The following is a 16755-nucleotide window of genomic DNA, read 5'->3' on the forward strand; positions in this document are numbered from 1 at the left end:
GATTAAAACAGGCTTGGTTGACTGTTGTCGATCACTGGCATTTTGGGAACCGTTTTCAAGATGCGCCACACTTGGCGCTCGGTCAGCCCGTAGGACTCCACCAGGTGGTGAATCGCCTCGCGCCCGGAGTGCGTGCGCTCGGTCGACGTGAGCCTATCATAGTCCGCCAGCATCCTGCTATTGCGTACCGCTTTGAGCGCGGCCGTGCAGCGCGGCACGTTAAACGGATCGCTGCCGAAATGGCGCAGTAACGCATCGGTCGGCTCGTCACCGATACTCGCGGCCAGACGTGCCACGCTATCGCCGCGCACGTACAGCGCCAGTTCTTTGCCGCCGTGGCGCTCGATGAGCAGCACGGCGGCCTGTAGGCCAATGAGTGCAACCAGGCGCTGCGCGCTCTCGGGCAAATGGGATACATCAGGTTGCATGGCAATCTCCCGATGGGGTTAAAACAGGCGCCTCCTTCTTGGCGCGCCGCTTGGCGTCGACGACCAGGGCGGCAATGACTTTCGTCAAATGCTCACCGTCACAAAACTCGATGCGCTCGACGCGGGTAGTCGTGGCAAACAGCTTCGTGGCCACGCCATCGGCATAGGCCCAGGAGCGGCCGGCATCGGCCAGTAGCGCCTCGATCTTGCGCATGCGCGCCATGCGGTCGGGCGCAACGCTGGGCCGCGGCCGCGCCCCGGCCTTGGCCTTCACTTTGAAGCCGGCCTTCTTGAAGTGATCCAGCAGCTTCTTACGGCCCTGCCAGTCAAGGGCGGCCGAACTCGACTTGCCAGTGACAGCCAGCAGCAGGCTGCGGTACTCATCGTCCGGCAAGGCCAGTTCCTTCTTGGCGACGTGGATCATCGCCAGCTCGCGCTTGCGCAGCGCCTCGACGCTCACCGGCTTCATGGCGCCTCCAGCAGCACTTGCCCGGACGCGGTGCCTCCGACGCCCCGATGCAGATGCGCTTGCTGCCCGACGAAAAATCCGATGGCACCATGCTCCGTTGCGCGTGGACCGATCAACTGTCGATTGCTCGGCGCCAGCTTGCTCGTCTCGGCGTAGTTGACCCGCTTGTAGGCGTCAATGGCAAGCACCTGGGCGGCAGTCGGCGCCATGGCCGCAACCAGGCCACGCACGGCATATACCCAGCCGACGCAGAACTGGTCGGCCGCTGCGACGCGGTTTTTACGGTGGCGCTTGAGAGCCACTTGGACATACCGCACGCGCGCCGCCTTGAGCTGGCGCGTCAACACCTTGAACGTATATGCTGCGACCTCCGGTGCTGGCGCCGCGCCGATCAGTGCATACCCGCCCAGGATGGCGGTACCTGGACCATTCAGGCGGCGCGTAAAGATCATCTCGCAGCAGAATGACCTAGCCACCAAGCTGGCCAAGGCCACCTCCCAGCGTGGCGGCACCCTGGTGGCGCAGCTGCGCGCCCAGTGTTCCGTCACGCCGGCCGCCAGCAGTTCGTTGTGATCGACTTCAAACTGGGCCATCAGTTTTTGCGCCTGGCGCAGCGCGGCAGCGGCCTCATGCGGCTCGGCCGACGTCGACAACGCCATGCACTTGCGGATTTTTTCGATTGCGGTCGCCTTATCCATTACGCCTCCACCAGCTCGGCGTCGGCCGGCGTCGTATCGACGACAACGGCCGGCAAGGCAGCCTGGCTTTCAGTGGCCGCTGTCACAGCGCCTGCCGGCAGTGGTTCATTGAAAAATGCCAGCAATGCATCGAACCAGTCCGTGCCGTCCAGCGGAACCTCGGAGGTGAACTCGTAGCCCCGATCATTACGGCCGAAAAAGCGGCCATTTACATCGGAGTAAAAGACCTTTGCTTCGGGCGCCTTTGGCGAGAACACGATGATGTAATCGCTTTTACCCTGGTCAAACAGGGTGCTGTCGCACACCAGCTGCTGCAGCAAACACTGAGCGCGAATCAATTCAATCGTTTTGGGTCCTGCAAATTGCTTCAGTTTCATGATGTCCGTCTTTCATTCTAATTTTAAGATTCGCTTATTTCACGGTCTGGCGCAGGGCCGGCCACAATTTGGCTGGCCCTGACGACCTCCAAGGTCAGCCTGACCGGTTCGTCATGCGTGTAGTACGTCATGACTCTCGCAAAACCTTGATCAACCAGCTTGGCGTCCTTCATCAACTCGACAATCCGCAGGCCAGCGGCAACTGGCAGCGCGTAGTTCTCGTAGCCGATTTGGACGATGCACATCGCTACAGCGGCTTTTGGGGCACGGGTCGCCACCTCAAGCCCCAGCAAGATCAAGGGCAATCGCTTGGTACTTGTCCGAGGTGCCGACCCGTTCGTACACGCGGATATAGCTGCGGCTGCCGGAAACCTGCAGCGCCTCACCGATGGCGGTCATGGCGCGCTGCCATTCATCGTCTTCGATGGCCAGGCGACGCAGGCCCAGCACGCGGCCGGTATTGATGTTGCCGCTTTTGTCGACCTGGAAGGCATCATTGATCAGCACCTTGATTTCCGGCTGGGCGCCTTCGCTCCAGCGCTGCAAGCAAGCATCGATCAGCGCCTTTGCGGCCTGCAGGCGTTCGTCAAAGACCAGCGTTTCCGAAATGGCGCGCAGCACCTTGTAGCGGCCGTCGAATGACAGCAGGCTGACATTACCCTTTTCGCCGCCCAGTTTGACCTCGTACTGCTCGGCGCTGAGCGCCACAAAGGCGGCGACATCGTTAAAGAAGCCCGCCTTTAACGTGGCGATCTGCTCGGCCAGTGCCTTGGCCTTGGTCATGATCTCCAGCACCAGGCTGTCGCGCGCCAGGTCGATAGGGCGGATCATGGCGATAGGCACCAGGTGGCCACGGGCATCCATCTTGTAGCCGTCAGGGATAGTTGTTTGCGTCATAGGTTCTTTCATCGGTAATTAAACTAAAGGTTGGTTGATGGCTGCTTTACTGACAGCGGTCAGCAAACACTTGTCACGGGGGCATAGTTCGATAGAACCGCAGCACTGCGATCCAGGGCGAGCGCACTCAAACTCTGCGTACTGCGGATCGTCACAAAACAGCGGGACGATGCGCCAGGCAGGGTATTGACCTGGCGGGTTCAGCGCCGCCAGTTCCTGCTCCGCCTCTGCACGGGAAAACACTGTTTTGATCGTGTTGGAGATCGACCCGACAGCCAGCGCAAACGCCGCCGGTGATTTATTGGGCCGCTGCTGCGCGCTGGCGCCACCGGCCCAGCCCAGCACCAGGATCGTCAGCAGCATGGCTGCGAAGACGACCGCAGGGACAGCCTCGCCGGTGGAGTACCACAGGCTACCGGTGATGGCCACGGTGATGGCCAGGGCCAGGCCGGTGTAAATGTAGGGGGTTTTCATTCATGTTCTCCTGGTTAAACGTCGCGGTGGTCGGCATGCCGGAATTCGTGCAGATCGCACACCAGGCGTGTAGTGACCTTGATGAGCAGCTGAGTGCAGCGGCGGTTGGTCTTTTCGAAGTACTCGCCCTTGGCACCCATGCGCTCACCAGCGTCGTAGCTGTGGTGCTTGCAGTTTTTGCAGGCAGGCATGACAGGCGGCTTGTCCGACTGCCGGATGTTGACCGCTTGCGCGGCCGCTTTGCGTTGAGCATCCATCAGTGCACCTCTCCCTTGGCTGGCGTTTCGACGACGATCACGCGCTCCTGCACAAATTCGTGGACGACTTGCGCCATACGGCCGGCGTCATGTTTGAGGAACGCATCGGCAATCTTCCCCAGCCACAACGTCATGTCATCGAGCGCCTGGGCCTGCGCCTCGCTGACACTGACCATGGCCTTATGCTGCTCCAGCGCACCGAGCAGCGCGACCGCCTTGACGTTGGCATTGCTGATAAACAGCTTGCGTTCCTCCAGGGCGCCGAGCAACGCCGCTTCCAGCTCGTCATAGGTGGGTTTTTTGCCATTGGCCAGCTTGGCCTCGATGCGGGTTTTCCAGTCGCTCATGACAAGCTCCCCAAGAGAGCATCGAATTTTTCCAGCAAGGCACGCTTACAGCGCGCGTTGTACTGACTGCGGGCAGCAAAATCGAGCTGTGCCTGTATTCGATAGTCCGCAGCGGATACCAGGTCCGCGACCGTACGGCGTTGGCGGTTGTCGATCATGGCCAATCGCTGCATGACGATAGTCACGCGAATTTTGAGCAACAACAATTTTAGTAATTTCATCGTGCTATCTCCTTCGTGGGTTTATGACTGCAGGTTTGGCAGGTGGTCCATTGCGCCAGCCGCGCGCCACCGCCAAATGGTTCAGGTGACAGCGCTTTGCGCTGACATACGTCCGGGGTGATCTCCAGGCCGGTATGCGGACACTGGCGGCGGTCGTAGTGCTGGGCAATCTTTGCCTCGATCTGCTCCACGCCGTCCAGGTCGTCATTCAGGTAGCGCGAGAGGTAGGGCCGCGATACCCCTATCGCCGTGGCGGCGGCAGCGATGCTGCCAGCGCCAACGACAGCGGCTTGCGCTACTGCCAACAGCCGGGCATCACGCATCTTTGGCCTCCTTACTGCCGATGCTGTAGATATGGCCAGTGTTCGGGTCATAGACTTCTTGACGTGACTTACGCCACACCGGCGCCTGGCGGCCACAGTTAATCTCCAGCCGATACTTAATCGCTCCTGGGCTAGTCAGCGCAGGCCCTGGTACCAACTTCTCGGCCATGCTGAGGATGCCGGCGCGTGCCAGTGCCTGCAGGTACTTGCGCAGATTGCTAGGTGCATCGCGCTCTTCACCCGTGGCCAACACGTCAAGCAGCTCCATCAGTGTGAATGTGAGTCGGCGCCGGATCAGCCACCACGCCCTGTTGCGCAGTCCCCAGCTGGACTTGCGCTCACGGGCGCGAATCGTTGGTACGGAAGTGCTGTCAGAATCTGAGACGATCCGCACCATTTATTTAGCTCCCTTTTTCAGAGCCTTCATGGCGTCTTCGCACAGACTGATGCCCTTCACATCGGTGCCGGCCAGGCTGGTCTTGCCCAGCTTCGCGCCGATCAGCTCCAGCGTGCGGCCGGCATTGGCCATGAGGCGGTAACGGCCGCGACTTTGTTCAAAGACCAGTTTCACGACCGCGTCATCTACCTGCACCTCGCACAGTTCGGTCAGGTAGGAGGCGCAGTCGGCCACGTTGGCCGGCAACAGCACCGGCGCATCTGATATCCGCGTGGCAATGTGCGCCAGGCGGTCTTCTGCAAAGCGGAAGCGTTCGCTGGTGTGGCATACCAGCACCAGGATCACGCCGGCCTGTTCGGCAATGCGGCGCAGGTACTCGATGCACTCCGCCTTGTTCGCCAGCCCGTGCTGCGCTTCGTCCAGAATGATCGGCTGGCCGCTGCGCTTGAAGTGGGCCACCATCGCCTTGTATTCGGCAAACTTGGCGCCGGCCGGCACACCGGTTTGGTCGGCCAGGTAGTCGCGCACAAAGGTAATGCTCATGCCTGGCATACCTTCAAGGTAGATAGCATCGCGGTCCGAGGCCCAATGGTCGACGGTGGTGCTCTTGCCAGTGCCGGGGGCGCCGGTCAGCAGCAGGATGCAGGCTTCGGGGCTGCCCCGGTTTTCGACGGCCGAAATGCCGGCGGAAAAGCGTTGATGGTTGGCGGTTTTAACGTAATGGCGTTTCATGTATCATCCTTCTGGTTGTAATGAGTGGTTGTTCTAAGTAGTTGCTTTACCGCCGCTGCGTAGCTGTAACTACGCGGCGGCACTTTGTTTTTCCATCGCCTTGCCGTCTTCCTCTATTTCCCCGTGCAACCACATGTTTGTCTCTTCGCGGCTCCATGAGCGCTCTTGCGTGTCGGACGGTTCCGGCAGGAAGTCGGCCGCAGTCAACAGCGCCGTTTCCACCGGGCGGGCATCGACATCCACAAAATCGGCAATCGACTTCATGCGCGGCTCGTCGACCATGCCGCCTTCGTTCTCGATGACCAGGCCACCGATGCGGGTGCGGACTGCTTCGGCTTTCTTCTCCAGGCGCCTGATGACCTGCAGTGCGCGTTTCTCTTCGCCGGCCTCAAAGGCTGTTTGTGAGCGATAAGCGCTTTCATAGGTACGCTGCGCCTCGCAGATGATTTCGCCGTCCATGGTTTTGACCCATACCCGCGTATCGTCCCGGTCACTGAATGCGACGACGACTTGTTTGCCTTCCCAGTCGGCCAAAACCTTGTCGTGGAAAACCATCTTTCCGTATGGACTGACACGCTGGCGTACCACTTTCTTCTGTACGTGCTGCCAGAACATATCGACCAGGTGGGCCTCGTCGACCATGACCGGTTCCCAGCCTTCCGCCCGGTGTATGTCCAACGCTTCGGCTGGGCTTTGATGGCGCATCCGTCCCGTTTCCGGGTCGCGCATCTTTGGCAGGCTGGAGTGCGGCCGGTTGTTGAATGCCACACGCTTCTCATCTAGCCACTCCACTGCCTCGGCATAACTGCCGAAGACGCGGCCCTTGCCCATGCGTTCCGTCTCCAGCTTCAACTTGCTGTATTCCGCCGTCTCGCCACGGGCGGCTGCGGCCACCATTTTCCCGGTCAGCTTCTTGACCCGCTTTAACGCCAGGCTGTCCATGTCCTTGGCCTGGTAGGTCGCCAGTTCCCGGCTGCAGCGGTCCAGGTACCTGTTGAAGTTCTCGGCTATCCCGTTGGCCTGGCTGTTGCCGACCTCCTGCGGGTGGACAATCGTGAAGCCGGCGCGGTCCGCCAGCGACGTGGCCGGGTTCGTCTTGAGCCTTTCGCTTTTCTTTACGATGGCCGTGCTGTCTGTCTGCAGGATCACCGGCACGCCGTAGCAGCGAACGGTGTTTTCAATGCAGGCGGCGATGACGTCGAAATTCTCCGTATAGCCCAGGCCAAACGGGGGCACAAAGCGGGTTGCCACGTCATGTGCATGCCACACCTCGTAGGTGACGAATTCCCCGGTCACCTTGTGAGGCGCGGTAAAGTGGGTATTCCAGCCGTCGGCGTGGATTTCATCCCAGGGCCGCATGCCGGCGCTGCTGCGCTTGGTGTAGTGCATATGGGCGCGCAAGGCGGACCCGTTATGGCGCCCCTTGAGCAACTCCAGCGCGCTGAACTTTTCATTGAGGAAGTAGCCGATGGCGCGCTTGGTGGGAACGTCATTGCCCCAGGCAGGATTCCACTGGTGGGCAATCTCCTCAGCGATCCAGACCAACATCGACCCCTGCGGCCGCTGCTTCAACGCCACGGCCAGGGCATGCCACGGCTTGACGCTCATATCCTTCTGGATTTTCAGCGGTGCTGCGCGGCCGCGCTCCTTCTTTTCCGCTGCCCAGTTGTAATAGGTCTTGGCGTTCAGCTTGTTGGCGGCGCGCGGCTTGTCCCAGGCACGTTCATACGCCCACAGCATCGGCCCGGTCAGCGTGCCGGCAGATTTCTGGTCGTTCAGCCAGGTCAGTGCGGCCTTGGTCGAGCCGTGATAGCCGTCGACGAAAGCGAAAATGCGGTCGCGGGCGCGCTCGACCTCCAGCTGGTGCGTGGTCAGGCTATGCGGATCAATCGAAATGGGAGCCGAACGCGGAGCCGGCACAGATGATTGTTCGGTTAGCGGCGCCAGCTCGGAGCGACTCATCGCATGGATGTGCACAGCATTTGCCACGTCCTTCGGCAAGCTGGCAAGCGGGTAGAAGCGCTTTTTTCCGCCTATACTGGATACTTCATCGAATCTCCAAGCATCACGACTTGCGCGTGCTGTCACGCCTCGTTTGCTCATTCCAAGCGCTGAAGCAATTTCCGACCAAGTGACGCGCTCAATTGATGGTTGCACTATGCTTTTCATGACGCTTCATTTCCGAAAAGTGGTAGATCAGGTTGGGTGCAACGCTCAACATTGGCCCGGTGCCAGCCAATCTCTCCCATCAGCACTGTCAGCGCGGCCGTAGTGTCCTCGCCATCGGTACCATGTTCATTGAAGCCAATCAGCATGCTGGTTGTCTCTGCGAAGTGCTTTTGCAGCTGCATCACGTCGGTCTGTGTCAGCTTGCGGCCAGAGGGCATCTCGACTGCCAGCAGGTGTGCCTGGGCGCACAGGTATTCGGTGACATACGTCACCCCGCAAGCGGCTTCAAACGGCGCGATCATATTGATAGGCATCCGGGTCTCGCCCAGCCACTTGTACAGGGTGTCCAGCTTCGCGCCCATCAGGTCGGCAATGCGCTTTGCGCTGCGGTTGTGCTTCTTCATGGCGAACTCCAGGCACAGCTGAGTGGCCTCGCCGATGCTATTGGCGCGGCGCGTGGAACGTCTTCCTATTCGTGTACTCATTTTGGATATCCTTAAAAACACATCATCCAATCGCACCGCTGGTGATTCCGGTGCGGATATTCAACAATGGAGGCTCTAAAACACACCTCAATAAACAAGGAGCTATGCATGCCGAACTCTTATTTGCCACCGCTAGACCATTCCGATGAAGACATTGGTTTTGACGAGGAAACAAGGCTCTATGCGTTAGAATCGGCGTTTATCGGTTTAGCAAATGCCTTGATTGAATCTGGCGTCCTTCAAACCAGTCGACTGACTCATCATCTGCAAGCGCAGGCTGATGACTGTGATCGGCGAGGGATACGAGATTCGGCCGAACACATTGACCTGATAGCGCAATGCATCGATCACGACGAGCTAACTCGTGTTCGGCCCGACACTGTTGTGCGGCCTGGCACGGTGTAACCTTGATGTTCATGCAGCCAGTGCTTGGCGCGAGTTGTGCAAGATGGGTTTTCCTGCGGCAGAACGTGCACGCATTTCATCTGCAGAGCAGCAGATCGCGCGGATGCCGCGCAGTTTGGGTGTGCCATCCACGTTGTAGCGACTTGGCCAGATGGCGGCTGGTTCCATACCCAGGGCGGCAGCAATACGCTTTTCGTTGGCTGGCATCGGCCGTGCCAGGCAAGCAGACAAGCTGGACGAGCTGGTCAGGCCTGCGTCCAGGGCAACGCGTGAAAGAGTCGTGCCGCGCTTTTGCAGTGCCGCCTTGATGTCTGCAGGGTGCCAGTCCTCTTGACTGGATTTTTTTGGGCCTTGGGTATTCATGTTTTGCCTTTCGTGGTTGGAATGCAGTACATGAATGATAGTTTTCATTTGGGAACCTTGTCAATCCCATTTGGGAACCTTTTTTTGCTGTGCCCACTTTAAAACTAGGCCACTTTTTATTTTTTCTGGTTTTTTACAATGATTTCAATGAGTTACGTTAAGTGGGAACACTTTTTTCAATGCCCGCTTTTTTTGCCTACTCTTCAGATGAAAGTGGGAATCGATGTCTAGTTCATTTGCCACGCGCCTTGTAGCGGTAAGAAAGTCCCTTGGCATGACGCAAGATGCTTTTTGTGCGCATACAGGCCTCCCGCTCTCCACACTGAAAAACTACGAAGGTGAGCACAGGAAACCTGGTGCGGAAGCAATAGAAATGCTTGCACGCGTAGATATAAACGTAAATTGGCTTTTTACCGGGAAGGGGGAAATGCTGATGACATCTGCTGCTCCTGGGAAAGTTGCACCTGCAAAAGCACATATCAATGAGGATGCGCTGATAGCGGCGTTCGTTGGCATGATGCAGGTTGCGGCGCCAGGGGAGACACCAAAGCAGACGGCGACGAAAGCAATACAGTTCTACAAGTACCTGCTTGACCAGGAGATGATCACGCCGGATGGCATCGGTAAAGGAAGAATGGGAAATGCGGCATAAAGTGGCTGATGTGCGCCATTGGGCTCATCGGGAACACTGCCGTCAACGGTAATAGTTTGCCTGCGGGTACTTGATTTCCAAGAATGAGACACCAGTTGCTAATACTGTAATATTTCATTCAACAACCACTGGGAGAAGTCGCAATGGCACTGGATAACAACCAAATTTTGCTCGGAAAAATTCTTGGCGAAATATACCGCCTTCAAAAGAACCAGAATGTCCCTTGTAGCGCAAAGGATTCGCGGATTTATGGTCTTCTAAATGGCATTGAAAGCGTCATCGAAGATGAGCTTGAAGGTATTGGATTCATATCAAAAGAGCAATTCAATCACACGACGAAGGTTCTCGATGGTATTTGGAACGATCCTGACGAGTTGCGCAGTTTCAAAGGCTTCTACGATATCGAAAATGACCTCCAACACGGTGACGTTGATAGATCTACTGCAATGACAGTGCTTACTTACCTCAAAGCTGACAATAGTTTTACCGATCTGATCGGTAAGATGGATTCGAGTGGCTCTCCGACAGAATGTCGAACCTTTACTCTCGACAAATGGAGTAAGTAAGCAGGGGACCATTGGAAGTGTCAAGTGCCAAAAAATGGGGGTTATGCCGATGAAAGGGGAAGGAAGTCTACTACTCTTTCATTGGCAGTTAGATCAGAAGCGCCTGAGGTGTTGAGCCAATTACCAAGAAGGCAGTAACTAAGGAAACATTGCGTTATAGAATACGTTATGTCTTTCGAACAATATCAATGGGTCGTCGCTATGGCGGCGGCCTGGTCCACCCCAGTAGAGCCAAATGACCTCTTAAAGCCCTTGATGGACTGCATCGACGGCGTTTCAGGGCGCCTCGCGCCAAACGACTGGACATCAGCCAATGACGGTATGACCCAGGATGATCCATCGGCCATGCTTGCTCTAATGTTGATTTTTTTCTGTGCCAAATCTCACGGCGTTTTTCGGCTTCGGCAGCAAAACTGTGCCATTTGGTACTTCATGCTGAAATTGACCGACATCCCGCATTCTCCCAGCACATCCCGCCTTATCCCACTTCCTTTGCACTAGCTTTACCTTTGTGCCATATCTCTTGTTCCCCCACATGAACACCCAAAGCAATAAAACGTAACCATCAATGCGCAGAAATATTCTTACTTCCAGTGACAATTGATTAGATTTAAAGACAAAATCAATGCGATATTGATAATCAATATTACATGGAAAAAGGAACGGTCATGCCTATTCATTTCCACCATCTCGGCTTTGCGTTAAGCATATTTTTGATGGCCGGCCAGGTCAGCGCGGAGAAAATTGTCACCTTCAACACTGAGGACCTGAAAAAAATAACAAAAAAGCCATACTTCAAAGATGACTATACAGATAATGCGTACATATACGTTACAGCAGAAGTTGACAATTCCAGCGGCAATCAATGCGTTTTTTTGACCAACTCTGGCCTAACAGGTTTATTTATCAACGATTTTCTGGACCTGGCAATCACTGCACAGCCCGCAGGTTTTTTTGGCGTGGAATCGAGCAAGATCAATCCTATTGCAAGCTATACGCTAGACAATAAGGATAAAAAATGCAAAACCGCCTGGCGCAGCGCCATCCCTATCATTCCGCTATCCCCATTCAAGATAAAAAATGGAGTAATGGACCAAGACGAGCCCTCCATTATTTTGCAATTTCAATCCAGTGGCAAAGAAAATCTCAGCATTATCGAACCGATGCAAGGCTTACTGACGGTCGCCAGCGGGATAGTTACCGGTGGAGCATCGGTTACTGTGGTTGGGCTGACAAAAATAACTAATGATGTCTTGATCGACTACTTTTCAAGAGATTTCAACAATCGACGAAAAAGTGAAATAGATGCAACAATTCCTTTGCACTTCAATTGGGAGGATATTGCCAACGGGTATACAGGAAAGAAAGTAAACATTCTTATCGGCGAAAGAAATACAGGTTTTTTTACAAGTGAAGATACAGGGACGGCAATCGCCCGCATCCGCTCGGACAAGAGCATCAAACCTGCCATCGAGATAAATATCGGGATCAGGACCCGGCGCTCGGCATTTTTTAATGATCAAGACTTTGACGAAGCGGGAAAGCTGAAGGAAGGAACTGCGGTATCACGACATGCGATGCTGAATTATCCAAAAATTCCTGGCATTCAGTCTGTATATCAACGGCTGAACTCTGACGTTCCAACAAACATGCAGGAGTTCAGGGATTTGAAGTGGAATAAATGTGACGCTCTATTTTCAACACTGCGAGACCTGGGCTTCAATGCCTTTGATCGAGCACTTGTTGTAGATGCCGCATTAGATGAGGCAAGCGGTGAAAAGTGGCGCACCAGCCCAAAATTTTACATGAATTGCCTGAAAACAGAACCCAGAATAAAGAAAACACTGGAAGAGGTTTATGGCACTGCGTACTTTACCCCCTCGCCAATTGAAGTTATTTTAACGGAAACTGAACTTGCGGTAAATTTGCCAGCTTACTGGACACCTGAAATTACGAATTTCCTGCAAAAAGCCCGCACCTCCTTCTTTTCTAAGGGACAGTACAGGATTTTAAAATTTCCAGCCCAGGACCTTCTTGAATCATCAGCTAAAGATTTGGGCAGTCTGGAATACTTTCCATTAGCCGAAGCGGAAAGTGCCACGAATATCAGCATAGCCAAGGTGCTGGAAAAAATGGAGGTCGTCGATGCGGGATGCTTCTTTGGCTGGAACGTGCCAAGCGGAGCAAGACCGCCTGCAGGTATGGTCGTGGCAACGAGGGATAAACAAGGAAATATTTCGCGGCATGTGCTAGTTTTCGAATTTGAACCTCCGGCAATCTCGCCAATTTCAAAAGTCATGGCATTCTCCATGTTTCAACTGGATACGCCGCCAGCCAGCGATCTTAAAAAACTGATAAGCACCATCAAGTTTCCGACCGATGCCAGTTGCAAGAAAAATATATGAAATTGAAAAAAGCCTACAGCGTCATCAAGAAATACAGTAAGAACAGTGACAGGTAGAGCGACTGCGCTAGGCAAAACGCTCATCACTCATAGTGATGCTGGTCTCGCATTCGAATCCATCACCGCCTGTCAGGAATGCGCGGCAAGTAAAAAGCCAACCGTTCGCGGTTGGCTTTTTTGTTTTGCGCGCCAGCTATGCCATCCCCTCTCCATACCTGCCCGGCGTCACGCCCATCACGCGCTTGAACATAGCGATGAAGGCGCTGACGTTGTCGTAGCCCAGGTCCAGTGCGATATGCGTGACGGGCTGGCCGGCGGCCAGCAGTTCCAGGGCGCGCAGGATGCGGGCGCGCTGGCGCCAGGCGGAGGGCGTAAAGCCGGTCTCGATCGTGAAACGGCGCGCCAGGGTGCGCGGCGACACACCGGCCCAGGCGGCCAGCGCTTCCACGCCGCGCTCGTCGGTCAGGTCATCGAGCACGGCGCGCGCCACGCGCAGCAGGCGCGGGTCCGTCGGCAAGGGCAAGCCGAAGGCCTCGTGCGGCGACGCGGCGATCTCGTCGAGGATCACGCCCGCCACCCGGGCCTGCCGCGCATCGAACGCCCCATCGTTCCAGGCGCTGGCGCGGCCCACCGCCTCGCGCAGCAAGCCCGAGACGCGCATCACGCAAGGCGCGATGGGCAAGTCACCACAACTGGCCTCGTCCACATACACACTCCAGCCCGCAAACGGGCCATGCGAACGCAGCGCATGCACGTGATGGGGCGGCATCCACACGCAGTGGCTGGCCGGCACCACCCACTGCCCGGTGTCGGCAGCAACGGAGAGCAAGCCCCGCATGGCGCCGAACAGCTGGCCGCTGGCATGGCTGTGCGCCGCCGTCACCCGTTCCTGCGGCTGGGCCATGCGCACGGCACGCAGCGGCGACGGAGACGATGGCAAGATTGACGGATTTGACGTATCGAATGACATAAACACCGCAGGCAAGACAATCCCGCCATCATACAGTGGAGTCTTTCCATCGTTCAGGAGTTCACCATGCGTGCAGAAGACGTATTACCCGATCAACAAAATCAGAGCCAGTTCAATGGCATCACCGTGCGCAAAGGCACTGTGGGCGCCTTCCTCGCCAATGCCCGGCTATGGCTGGACGACGCCGGTAGCAGCGCCGAGCGAAGCAGCGCCGAACGCGACATCCTCGACGCCTTGCCCGCCCTGCACGCGCTGGGATTGTTCGACATCCTGCAGGTGCGCGACCTTGCGCTGCGCGAACTGGTGTCAGCTTCCGCCGCGTGAGCGGGCACTGACTCGTGCCCGGCGCGCATTTCCTCTATCATGCTGCTTTGCCTGCCCTCGCACCCGCCATGCCGTTTACCATTGCCACCCCCGTCCACAGCGAACTGATCATCAAGAAAAGCCGTTTCATCGGCTGCGTGCAGCCGATGACGGACCGCGCCAGCGCGCAGCAGGTGGTCAATGACTTGAAGGCGCAGCATCCGGGCGCCTGCCATGTGTGCTGGGCCCTGCTGGCGGGCGGGCAGTCGGCGGCCGTCGATGATGGCGAACCGAGCGGCACGGCGGGACGGCCCATGCTCGACGTGCTGCGCCACCAGGACCTGGAAGGCGTGCTGGCCACCGTCGTGCGTTACTTTGGCGGGATCAAACTGGGCGCAGGCGGCCTGGTGCGCGCCTACACGGACAGCGTGGCGCAAGCGCTGTTACAGGCGGAAAAGACGGCCATCGTGCGCCAGCGAACCTTGCGCTGCAAGGTGCCGTATGCAATGGAAGGCATGCTGCGCCGCGAACTCGATAGCGCCGGCGCCACCCTGCTGAACGTGGCGCACGGCGAAGACGTGCTGTTCGACTTCATCCTGCCTGAAACGGCGGCCACCGCCCTGCTGGCCCATCTGGACGAAGCGGGCAATGGACGGATAGTCTGGCTGGATGCGCAGGACTGAGTATCGCGCAAGCGACACCGGCCTGGGCAGGCAAAACAAAACAGAATGAGTTCCAGTGCCCAATTCTCGCAATAAAACAGACACTCATCCACAAGGGAATAAAAGTCACATAAATTCTGACTGCATTGACATTGCGCAATACAAGGATTTATATCTTCTCCCCCTGAATAAAACAACACCAGCCTCCGCCTCCCGCCATCAATTTTTTCCTTTTACTTATTCCAATGCCATAATGTAACTTTAACCACCATTAGAGGCAATATGTCACTTATTCAGAAATTGGAATCTGGCTACCTGCAGTTCCTGCGCGTCGTTTTTTTATTATTTGCCACCATTGCCATCGTCATTGCCTTCATTCTTGGCGGACGTTATTTGATGGAGCACGATGCGCAAGCCGTACCGGTGAAGGATGACATAAAAATCAGCCTCGCAGACTACAAACCATCGGGCGACCTGGCAACACATGGCGACTCTGCCCATAATGGCAAGAATGCAGTCACAAAAGCAAAAGATCCCCTGCTCGAAGAGTTTTCAGGTGCACTCAAGAAATTAGGCACGACAGCCATCCCTGACTTCGTATTAAATATTGAAGTGGTGAACAATATTTTTCGCGAGATCGAAAAAAATCCGGAGCTTGGCCGTCCATTTCTCACGCAATTTGTCGGCATATTAAATACGGCAAGCACCAATCCGGCAATTATCGTGCGATTGAAAAAGGACGTGGGAGCTGAATTCAACGCAATCCTGGAACATAGCCAACGTGAATATAAAGCACAAGCGAACCGTATCGCCAACCAGCGCCAGCAAGCAGAAAACGATGCGCTATCGAAACAGCAACAAGCGATGTGGTCGCTGTATGCGGCAGGGGTATTGTTCCTTGGCTTCGTCGGTCTGATTCTATTGATCGTCCTGTTGAAAATCGAACGCAACTTGCGCAATCACACCATTGTTCCTACCATACAAGATGGCGCTAACTAAGGAAACCCTCCACAGCGGTTTATCCAAGAGGATGAACTAGCACAGCCCCAAGGTGCGGACGACGAGCTGAGTTGCATAGTCGTCCGAACCTGTTACCGCCAGCAAACCGTTAAAGATTGGCGGGACGCTTGATCTGCAGCAAGATGAAATGTATCCACGCCAGCGCCGGCAGCACCAGCAACAGCAGCATCAGTCCGGCCGGCATGTCCGGCACGAAGCGCACGAAGCAGGCGAGAAAACCGGCGATGGCCAGCCAGAAGCGCCAGTTGAAGGCATACGCCTTGCGCGCCACCGTCGCCAGGGCTATGTGCCAGAATTCCAGCAAGGCCCACAGGCCGCCCGTCAGCAGCAAGGCGGCCAGGGCATTGGCGCCGGGGGCATCGGCCCAGGTGCGCACCAGCTTGTACAACAGCACGGGATAGCCGGCCGTGATGGCCAGGGTGGCCGGGCCGGCGGCGATGACAGCTTCAAACAGCTGCCCTTTGGAACGATGATCCACTACATCACCCCTATGCCACGACGCCCGAATGGGCGGCGATCACTTGCAGCGCGCCGGCAGCATCCTGCGTCCAGACGCGCGTAAAACGGAAATCACCATGCGTTTCCACGTCGTGATAACTGCCCGTCAGCTGCATGCGCACGGAGACGACGGCCATGTGGCCGTTGACGCGCACATGGCGCTCGGAGGCGCGCAGATCGGTGATGGTCAGCAAGCGCTGCTCATGCGCTGCCAGGTCCGCATGCTTGCTCAGCAAGTGCCCCAGGTGATTCGTAAACAACAAGTCATCGGCCAGCAACACATTCAGTACAGCCACGTCGGAGGCCATCATGGCCAGGCGCAAGCGCTCTTCCGCATCGAGTACTTGAGCTTCCGTTAAAGCATTCATCTTTTTCCTTAAAAATAGTACGCCACATTAGCAAACGAACAAACGTGCAATGCTGGCATGAAATCTTCCTTTTCACAATCATCCGGCAGACCTATACCTGCGTTTATGCCTGTGAAGCATATTTATATAGCGTAATATTCGCAGCGGTATTGCGCAAAACGCCCCCATAGTACTGTACAGTGCTTGCCCTTTCGCCCCGGGCTGGGGCAGCAATTACTTGTAGTAAAGTTCTCATGCTCTCTGCAGTCTCGAATAAAACCAAGATAAGGC

Annotated in this window: 27 protein-coding genes; 8 read left to right on the forward strand and 19 right to left on the reverse strand. The window is 56.3% G+C overall.

Translation table 11 applies throughout. The features are described 5' to 3' along the window. Nucleotides 1–2: 2 nt before the first annotated feature. The 15 genes from ACQ4W0_RS21755 to ACQ4W0_RS21825 form a co-directional block, all read right to left on the reverse strand. Entirely contained in the window at nt 3–428 is a 426-nt protein-coding gene (locus ACQ4W0_RS21755; protein ID WP_436578638.1) for a Mor transcription activator family protein, read from the reverse strand. Beyond that, complete coding sequence (locus ACQ4W0_RS21760; RefSeq protein ID WP_436578639.1) at nt 418–897, reverse strand: gp16 family protein; 480 nt, start codon at nt 895–897, stop codon at nt 418–420. The genes ACQ4W0_RS21755 and ACQ4W0_RS21760 overlap by 11 nt, the downstream gene beginning before the upstream one ends. Next, nucleotides 894–1595 (reverse strand): DUF2786 domain-containing protein, encoded by a 702-nt coding sequence (locus tag ACQ4W0_RS21765; RefSeq protein WP_436578640.1) that lies wholly within the window; start codon nt 1593–1595, stop codon nt 894–896. Before ACQ4W0_RS21765 ends, ACQ4W0_RS21760 begins: the two co-directional genes overlap by 4 nt. Next, nucleotides 1595–1972, reverse strand: coding sequence for a hypothetical protein (locus tag ACQ4W0_RS21770; protein ID WP_436578641.1), 378 nt, complete (start codon nt 1970–1972; stop codon nt 1595–1597). The genes ACQ4W0_RS21765 and ACQ4W0_RS21770 overlap by 1 nt, the downstream gene beginning before the upstream one ends. A gap of 23 nt (nt 1973–1995) precedes the next feature. Beyond that, nucleotides 1996–2271 (reverse strand): hypothetical protein, encoded by a 276-nt coding sequence (locus ACQ4W0_RS21775; protein WP_436578642.1) that lies wholly within the window; start codon nt 2269–2271, stop codon nt 1996–1998. Next, the gene (locus tag ACQ4W0_RS21780) at nt 2252–2869 is read right to left on the reverse strand and encodes a DUF3164 family protein (RefSeq protein WP_436578643.1); all 618 of its coding nucleotides are present in this window, start codon (nt 2867–2869) and stop codon (nt 2252–2254) included. Before ACQ4W0_RS21780 ends, ACQ4W0_RS21775 begins: the two co-directional genes overlap by 20 nt. An 18-nt stretch (nt 2870–2887) precedes the next feature. Beyond that, nucleotides 2888–3343 carry a hypothetical protein gene (locus ACQ4W0_RS21785; protein ID WP_436578644.1) on the reverse strand — a complete coding sequence of 152 codons (456 nt, stop codon included), beginning with the start codon at nt 3341–3343 and terminating at the stop codon, nt 2888–2890. A gap of 14 nt (nt 3344–3357) precedes the next feature. Further along, nucleotides 3358–3600, reverse strand: a complete 243-nt coding sequence (locus ACQ4W0_RS21790; RefSeq protein WP_436578645.1) for a hypothetical protein — start codon at nt 3598–3600, stop codon at nt 3358–3360. Next, nucleotides 3600–3947 (reverse strand): hypothetical protein, encoded by a 348-nt coding sequence (locus ACQ4W0_RS21795; protein WP_436578646.1) that lies wholly within the window; start codon nt 3945–3947, stop codon nt 3600–3602. Before ACQ4W0_RS21795 ends, ACQ4W0_RS21790 begins: the two co-directional genes overlap by 1 nt. Continuing rightward, nucleotides 3944–4168, reverse strand: coding sequence for a hypothetical protein (locus ACQ4W0_RS21800; protein ID WP_436578647.1), 225 nt, complete (start codon nt 4166–4168; stop codon nt 3944–3946). The genes ACQ4W0_RS21795 and ACQ4W0_RS21800 overlap by 4 nt, the downstream gene beginning before the upstream one ends. After that, nucleotides 4165–4491, reverse strand: coding sequence for a hypothetical protein (locus ACQ4W0_RS21805; RefSeq protein WP_436578648.1), 327 nt, complete (start codon nt 4489–4491; stop codon nt 4165–4167). Before ACQ4W0_RS21805 ends, ACQ4W0_RS21800 begins: the two co-directional genes overlap by 4 nt. Next, nucleotides 4484–4888, reverse strand: coding sequence for a hypothetical protein (locus ACQ4W0_RS21810; protein WP_436578649.1), 405 nt, complete (start codon nt 4886–4888; stop codon nt 4484–4486). Before ACQ4W0_RS21810 ends, ACQ4W0_RS21805 begins: the two co-directional genes overlap by 8 nt. Next, entirely contained in the window at nt 4889–5620 is a 732-nt protein-coding gene (locus tag ACQ4W0_RS21815; RefSeq protein WP_436578650.1) for an AAA family ATPase, read from the reverse strand. 69 nt (nt 5621–5689) lie between these two features. After that, nucleotides 5690–7789 carry a Mu transposase C-terminal domain-containing protein gene (locus tag ACQ4W0_RS21820; protein ID WP_436578651.1) on the reverse strand — a complete coding sequence of 700 codons (2100 nt, stop codon included), beginning with the start codon at nt 7787–7789 and terminating at the stop codon, nt 5690–5692. Further along, nucleotides 7786–8193, reverse strand: a complete 408-nt coding sequence (locus ACQ4W0_RS21825; RefSeq protein WP_436578652.1) for a hypothetical protein — start codon at nt 8191–8193, stop codon at nt 7786–7788. Before ACQ4W0_RS21825 ends, ACQ4W0_RS21820 begins: the two co-directional genes overlap by 4 nt. Nucleotides 8194–8382: 189 nt before the next feature. Here ACQ4W0_RS21825 and ACQ4W0_RS21830 point away from each other — a divergent pair, with 189 nt between their 5' ends. After that, nucleotides 8383–8679 (forward strand): hypothetical protein, encoded by a 297-nt coding sequence (locus ACQ4W0_RS21830; RefSeq protein ID WP_436578653.1) that lies wholly within the window; start codon nt 8383–8385, stop codon nt 8677–8679. Between the two features lie 9 nt (nt 8680–8688). Here the strand turns inward: ACQ4W0_RS21830 and ACQ4W0_RS21835 are convergent, their stop codons facing one another. Further along, nucleotides 8689–9090, reverse strand: coding sequence for a helix-turn-helix domain-containing protein (locus ACQ4W0_RS21835; RefSeq protein ID WP_436578654.1), 402 nt, complete (start codon nt 9088–9090; stop codon nt 8689–8691). Nucleotides 9091–9316: 226 nt separating this feature from the next. On the opposite strand from ACQ4W0_RS21835, the gene ACQ4W0_RS21840 reads away from it, so the two are divergent. The 4 genes from ACQ4W0_RS21840 to ACQ4W0_RS21855 all read left to right on the forward strand — a co-directional run bounded on the left by ACQ4W0_RS21840 (nt 9317) and on the right by ACQ4W0_RS21855 (nt 12665). Further along, nucleotides 9317–9694, forward strand: coding sequence for a helix-turn-helix domain-containing protein (locus tag ACQ4W0_RS21840; RefSeq protein ID WP_436578655.1), 378 nt, complete (start codon nt 9317–9319; stop codon nt 9692–9694). Between the two features lie 143 nt (nt 9695–9837). Then, nucleotides 9838–10260 (forward strand): hypothetical protein, encoded by a 423-nt coding sequence (locus ACQ4W0_RS21845; protein ID WP_436578656.1) that lies wholly within the window; start codon nt 9838–9840, stop codon nt 10258–10260. A gap of 168 nt (nt 10261–10428) precedes the next feature. Continuing rightward, nucleotides 10429–10761, forward strand: a complete 333-nt coding sequence (locus ACQ4W0_RS21850) for a hypothetical protein (RefSeq protein WP_436578657.1) — start codon at nt 10429–10431, stop codon at nt 10759–10761. A gap of 167 nt (nt 10762–10928) precedes the next feature. Next, nucleotides 10929–12665 carry a hypothetical protein gene (locus ACQ4W0_RS21855; protein WP_436578658.1) on the forward strand — a complete coding sequence of 579 codons (1737 nt, stop codon included), beginning with the start codon at nt 10929–10931 and terminating at the stop codon, nt 12663–12665. A gap of 192 nt (nt 12666–12857) precedes the next feature. Here ACQ4W0_RS21855 and ACQ4W0_RS21860 read toward each other — a convergent pair whose 3' ends face one another. Beyond that, nucleotides 12858–13634, reverse strand: a complete 777-nt coding sequence (locus ACQ4W0_RS21860) for an AraC family transcriptional regulator (protein ID WP_436578659.1) — start codon at nt 13632–13634, stop codon at nt 12858–12860. A 66-nt stretch (nt 13635–13700) separates the two neighbouring features. Between ACQ4W0_RS21860 and ACQ4W0_RS21865 the strand changes: the two genes are divergently transcribed. The 3 genes from ACQ4W0_RS21865 to ACQ4W0_RS21875 all read left to right on the forward strand — a co-directional run bounded on the left by ACQ4W0_RS21865 (nt 13701) and on the right by ACQ4W0_RS21875 (nt 15598). Beyond that, nucleotides 13701–13958, forward strand: a complete 258-nt coding sequence (locus tag ACQ4W0_RS21865; protein ID WP_436578660.1) for a hypothetical protein — start codon at nt 13701–13703, stop codon at nt 13956–13958. A gap of 68 nt (nt 13959–14026) precedes the next feature. Beyond that, entirely contained in the window at nt 14027–14620 is a 594-nt protein-coding gene (locus ACQ4W0_RS21870; protein ID WP_436578661.1) for an IMPACT family protein, read from the forward strand. Nucleotides 14621–14881: 261 nt separating this feature from the next. Next, on the forward strand, nt 14882–15598 hold the full coding sequence (locus ACQ4W0_RS21875) for an SH3 domain-containing protein (RefSeq protein ID WP_436578662.1): 717 nt from the start codon (nt 14882–14884) through the stop codon (nt 15596–15598). Between the two features lie 109 nt (nt 15599–15707). On the opposite strand, the gene ACQ4W0_RS21880 is transcribed toward ACQ4W0_RS21875, so the two are convergent. Together ACQ4W0_RS21880 and ACQ4W0_RS21885 are read right to left on the reverse strand one after the other, a co-directional pair. Then, nucleotides 15708–16097 (reverse strand): hypothetical protein, encoded by a 390-nt coding sequence (locus ACQ4W0_RS21880; RefSeq protein WP_436578663.1) that lies wholly within the window; start codon nt 16095–16097, stop codon nt 15708–15710. A 10-nt stretch (nt 16098–16107) separates the two neighbouring features. Continuing rightward, the gene (locus ACQ4W0_RS21885) at nt 16108–16485 is read right to left on the reverse strand and encodes a nuclear transport factor 2 family protein (RefSeq protein ID WP_436578664.1); all 378 of its coding nucleotides are present in this window, start codon (nt 16483–16485) and stop codon (nt 16108–16110) included. Between the last annotated feature and the right edge of the window lie 270 nt (nt 16486–16755).

This window comes from Janthinobacterium breve (assembly GCF_051380895.1).
Taxonomy (GTDB): domain Bacteria; phylum Pseudomonadota; class Gammaproteobacteria; order Burkholderiales; family Burkholderiaceae_D; genus Janthinobacterium.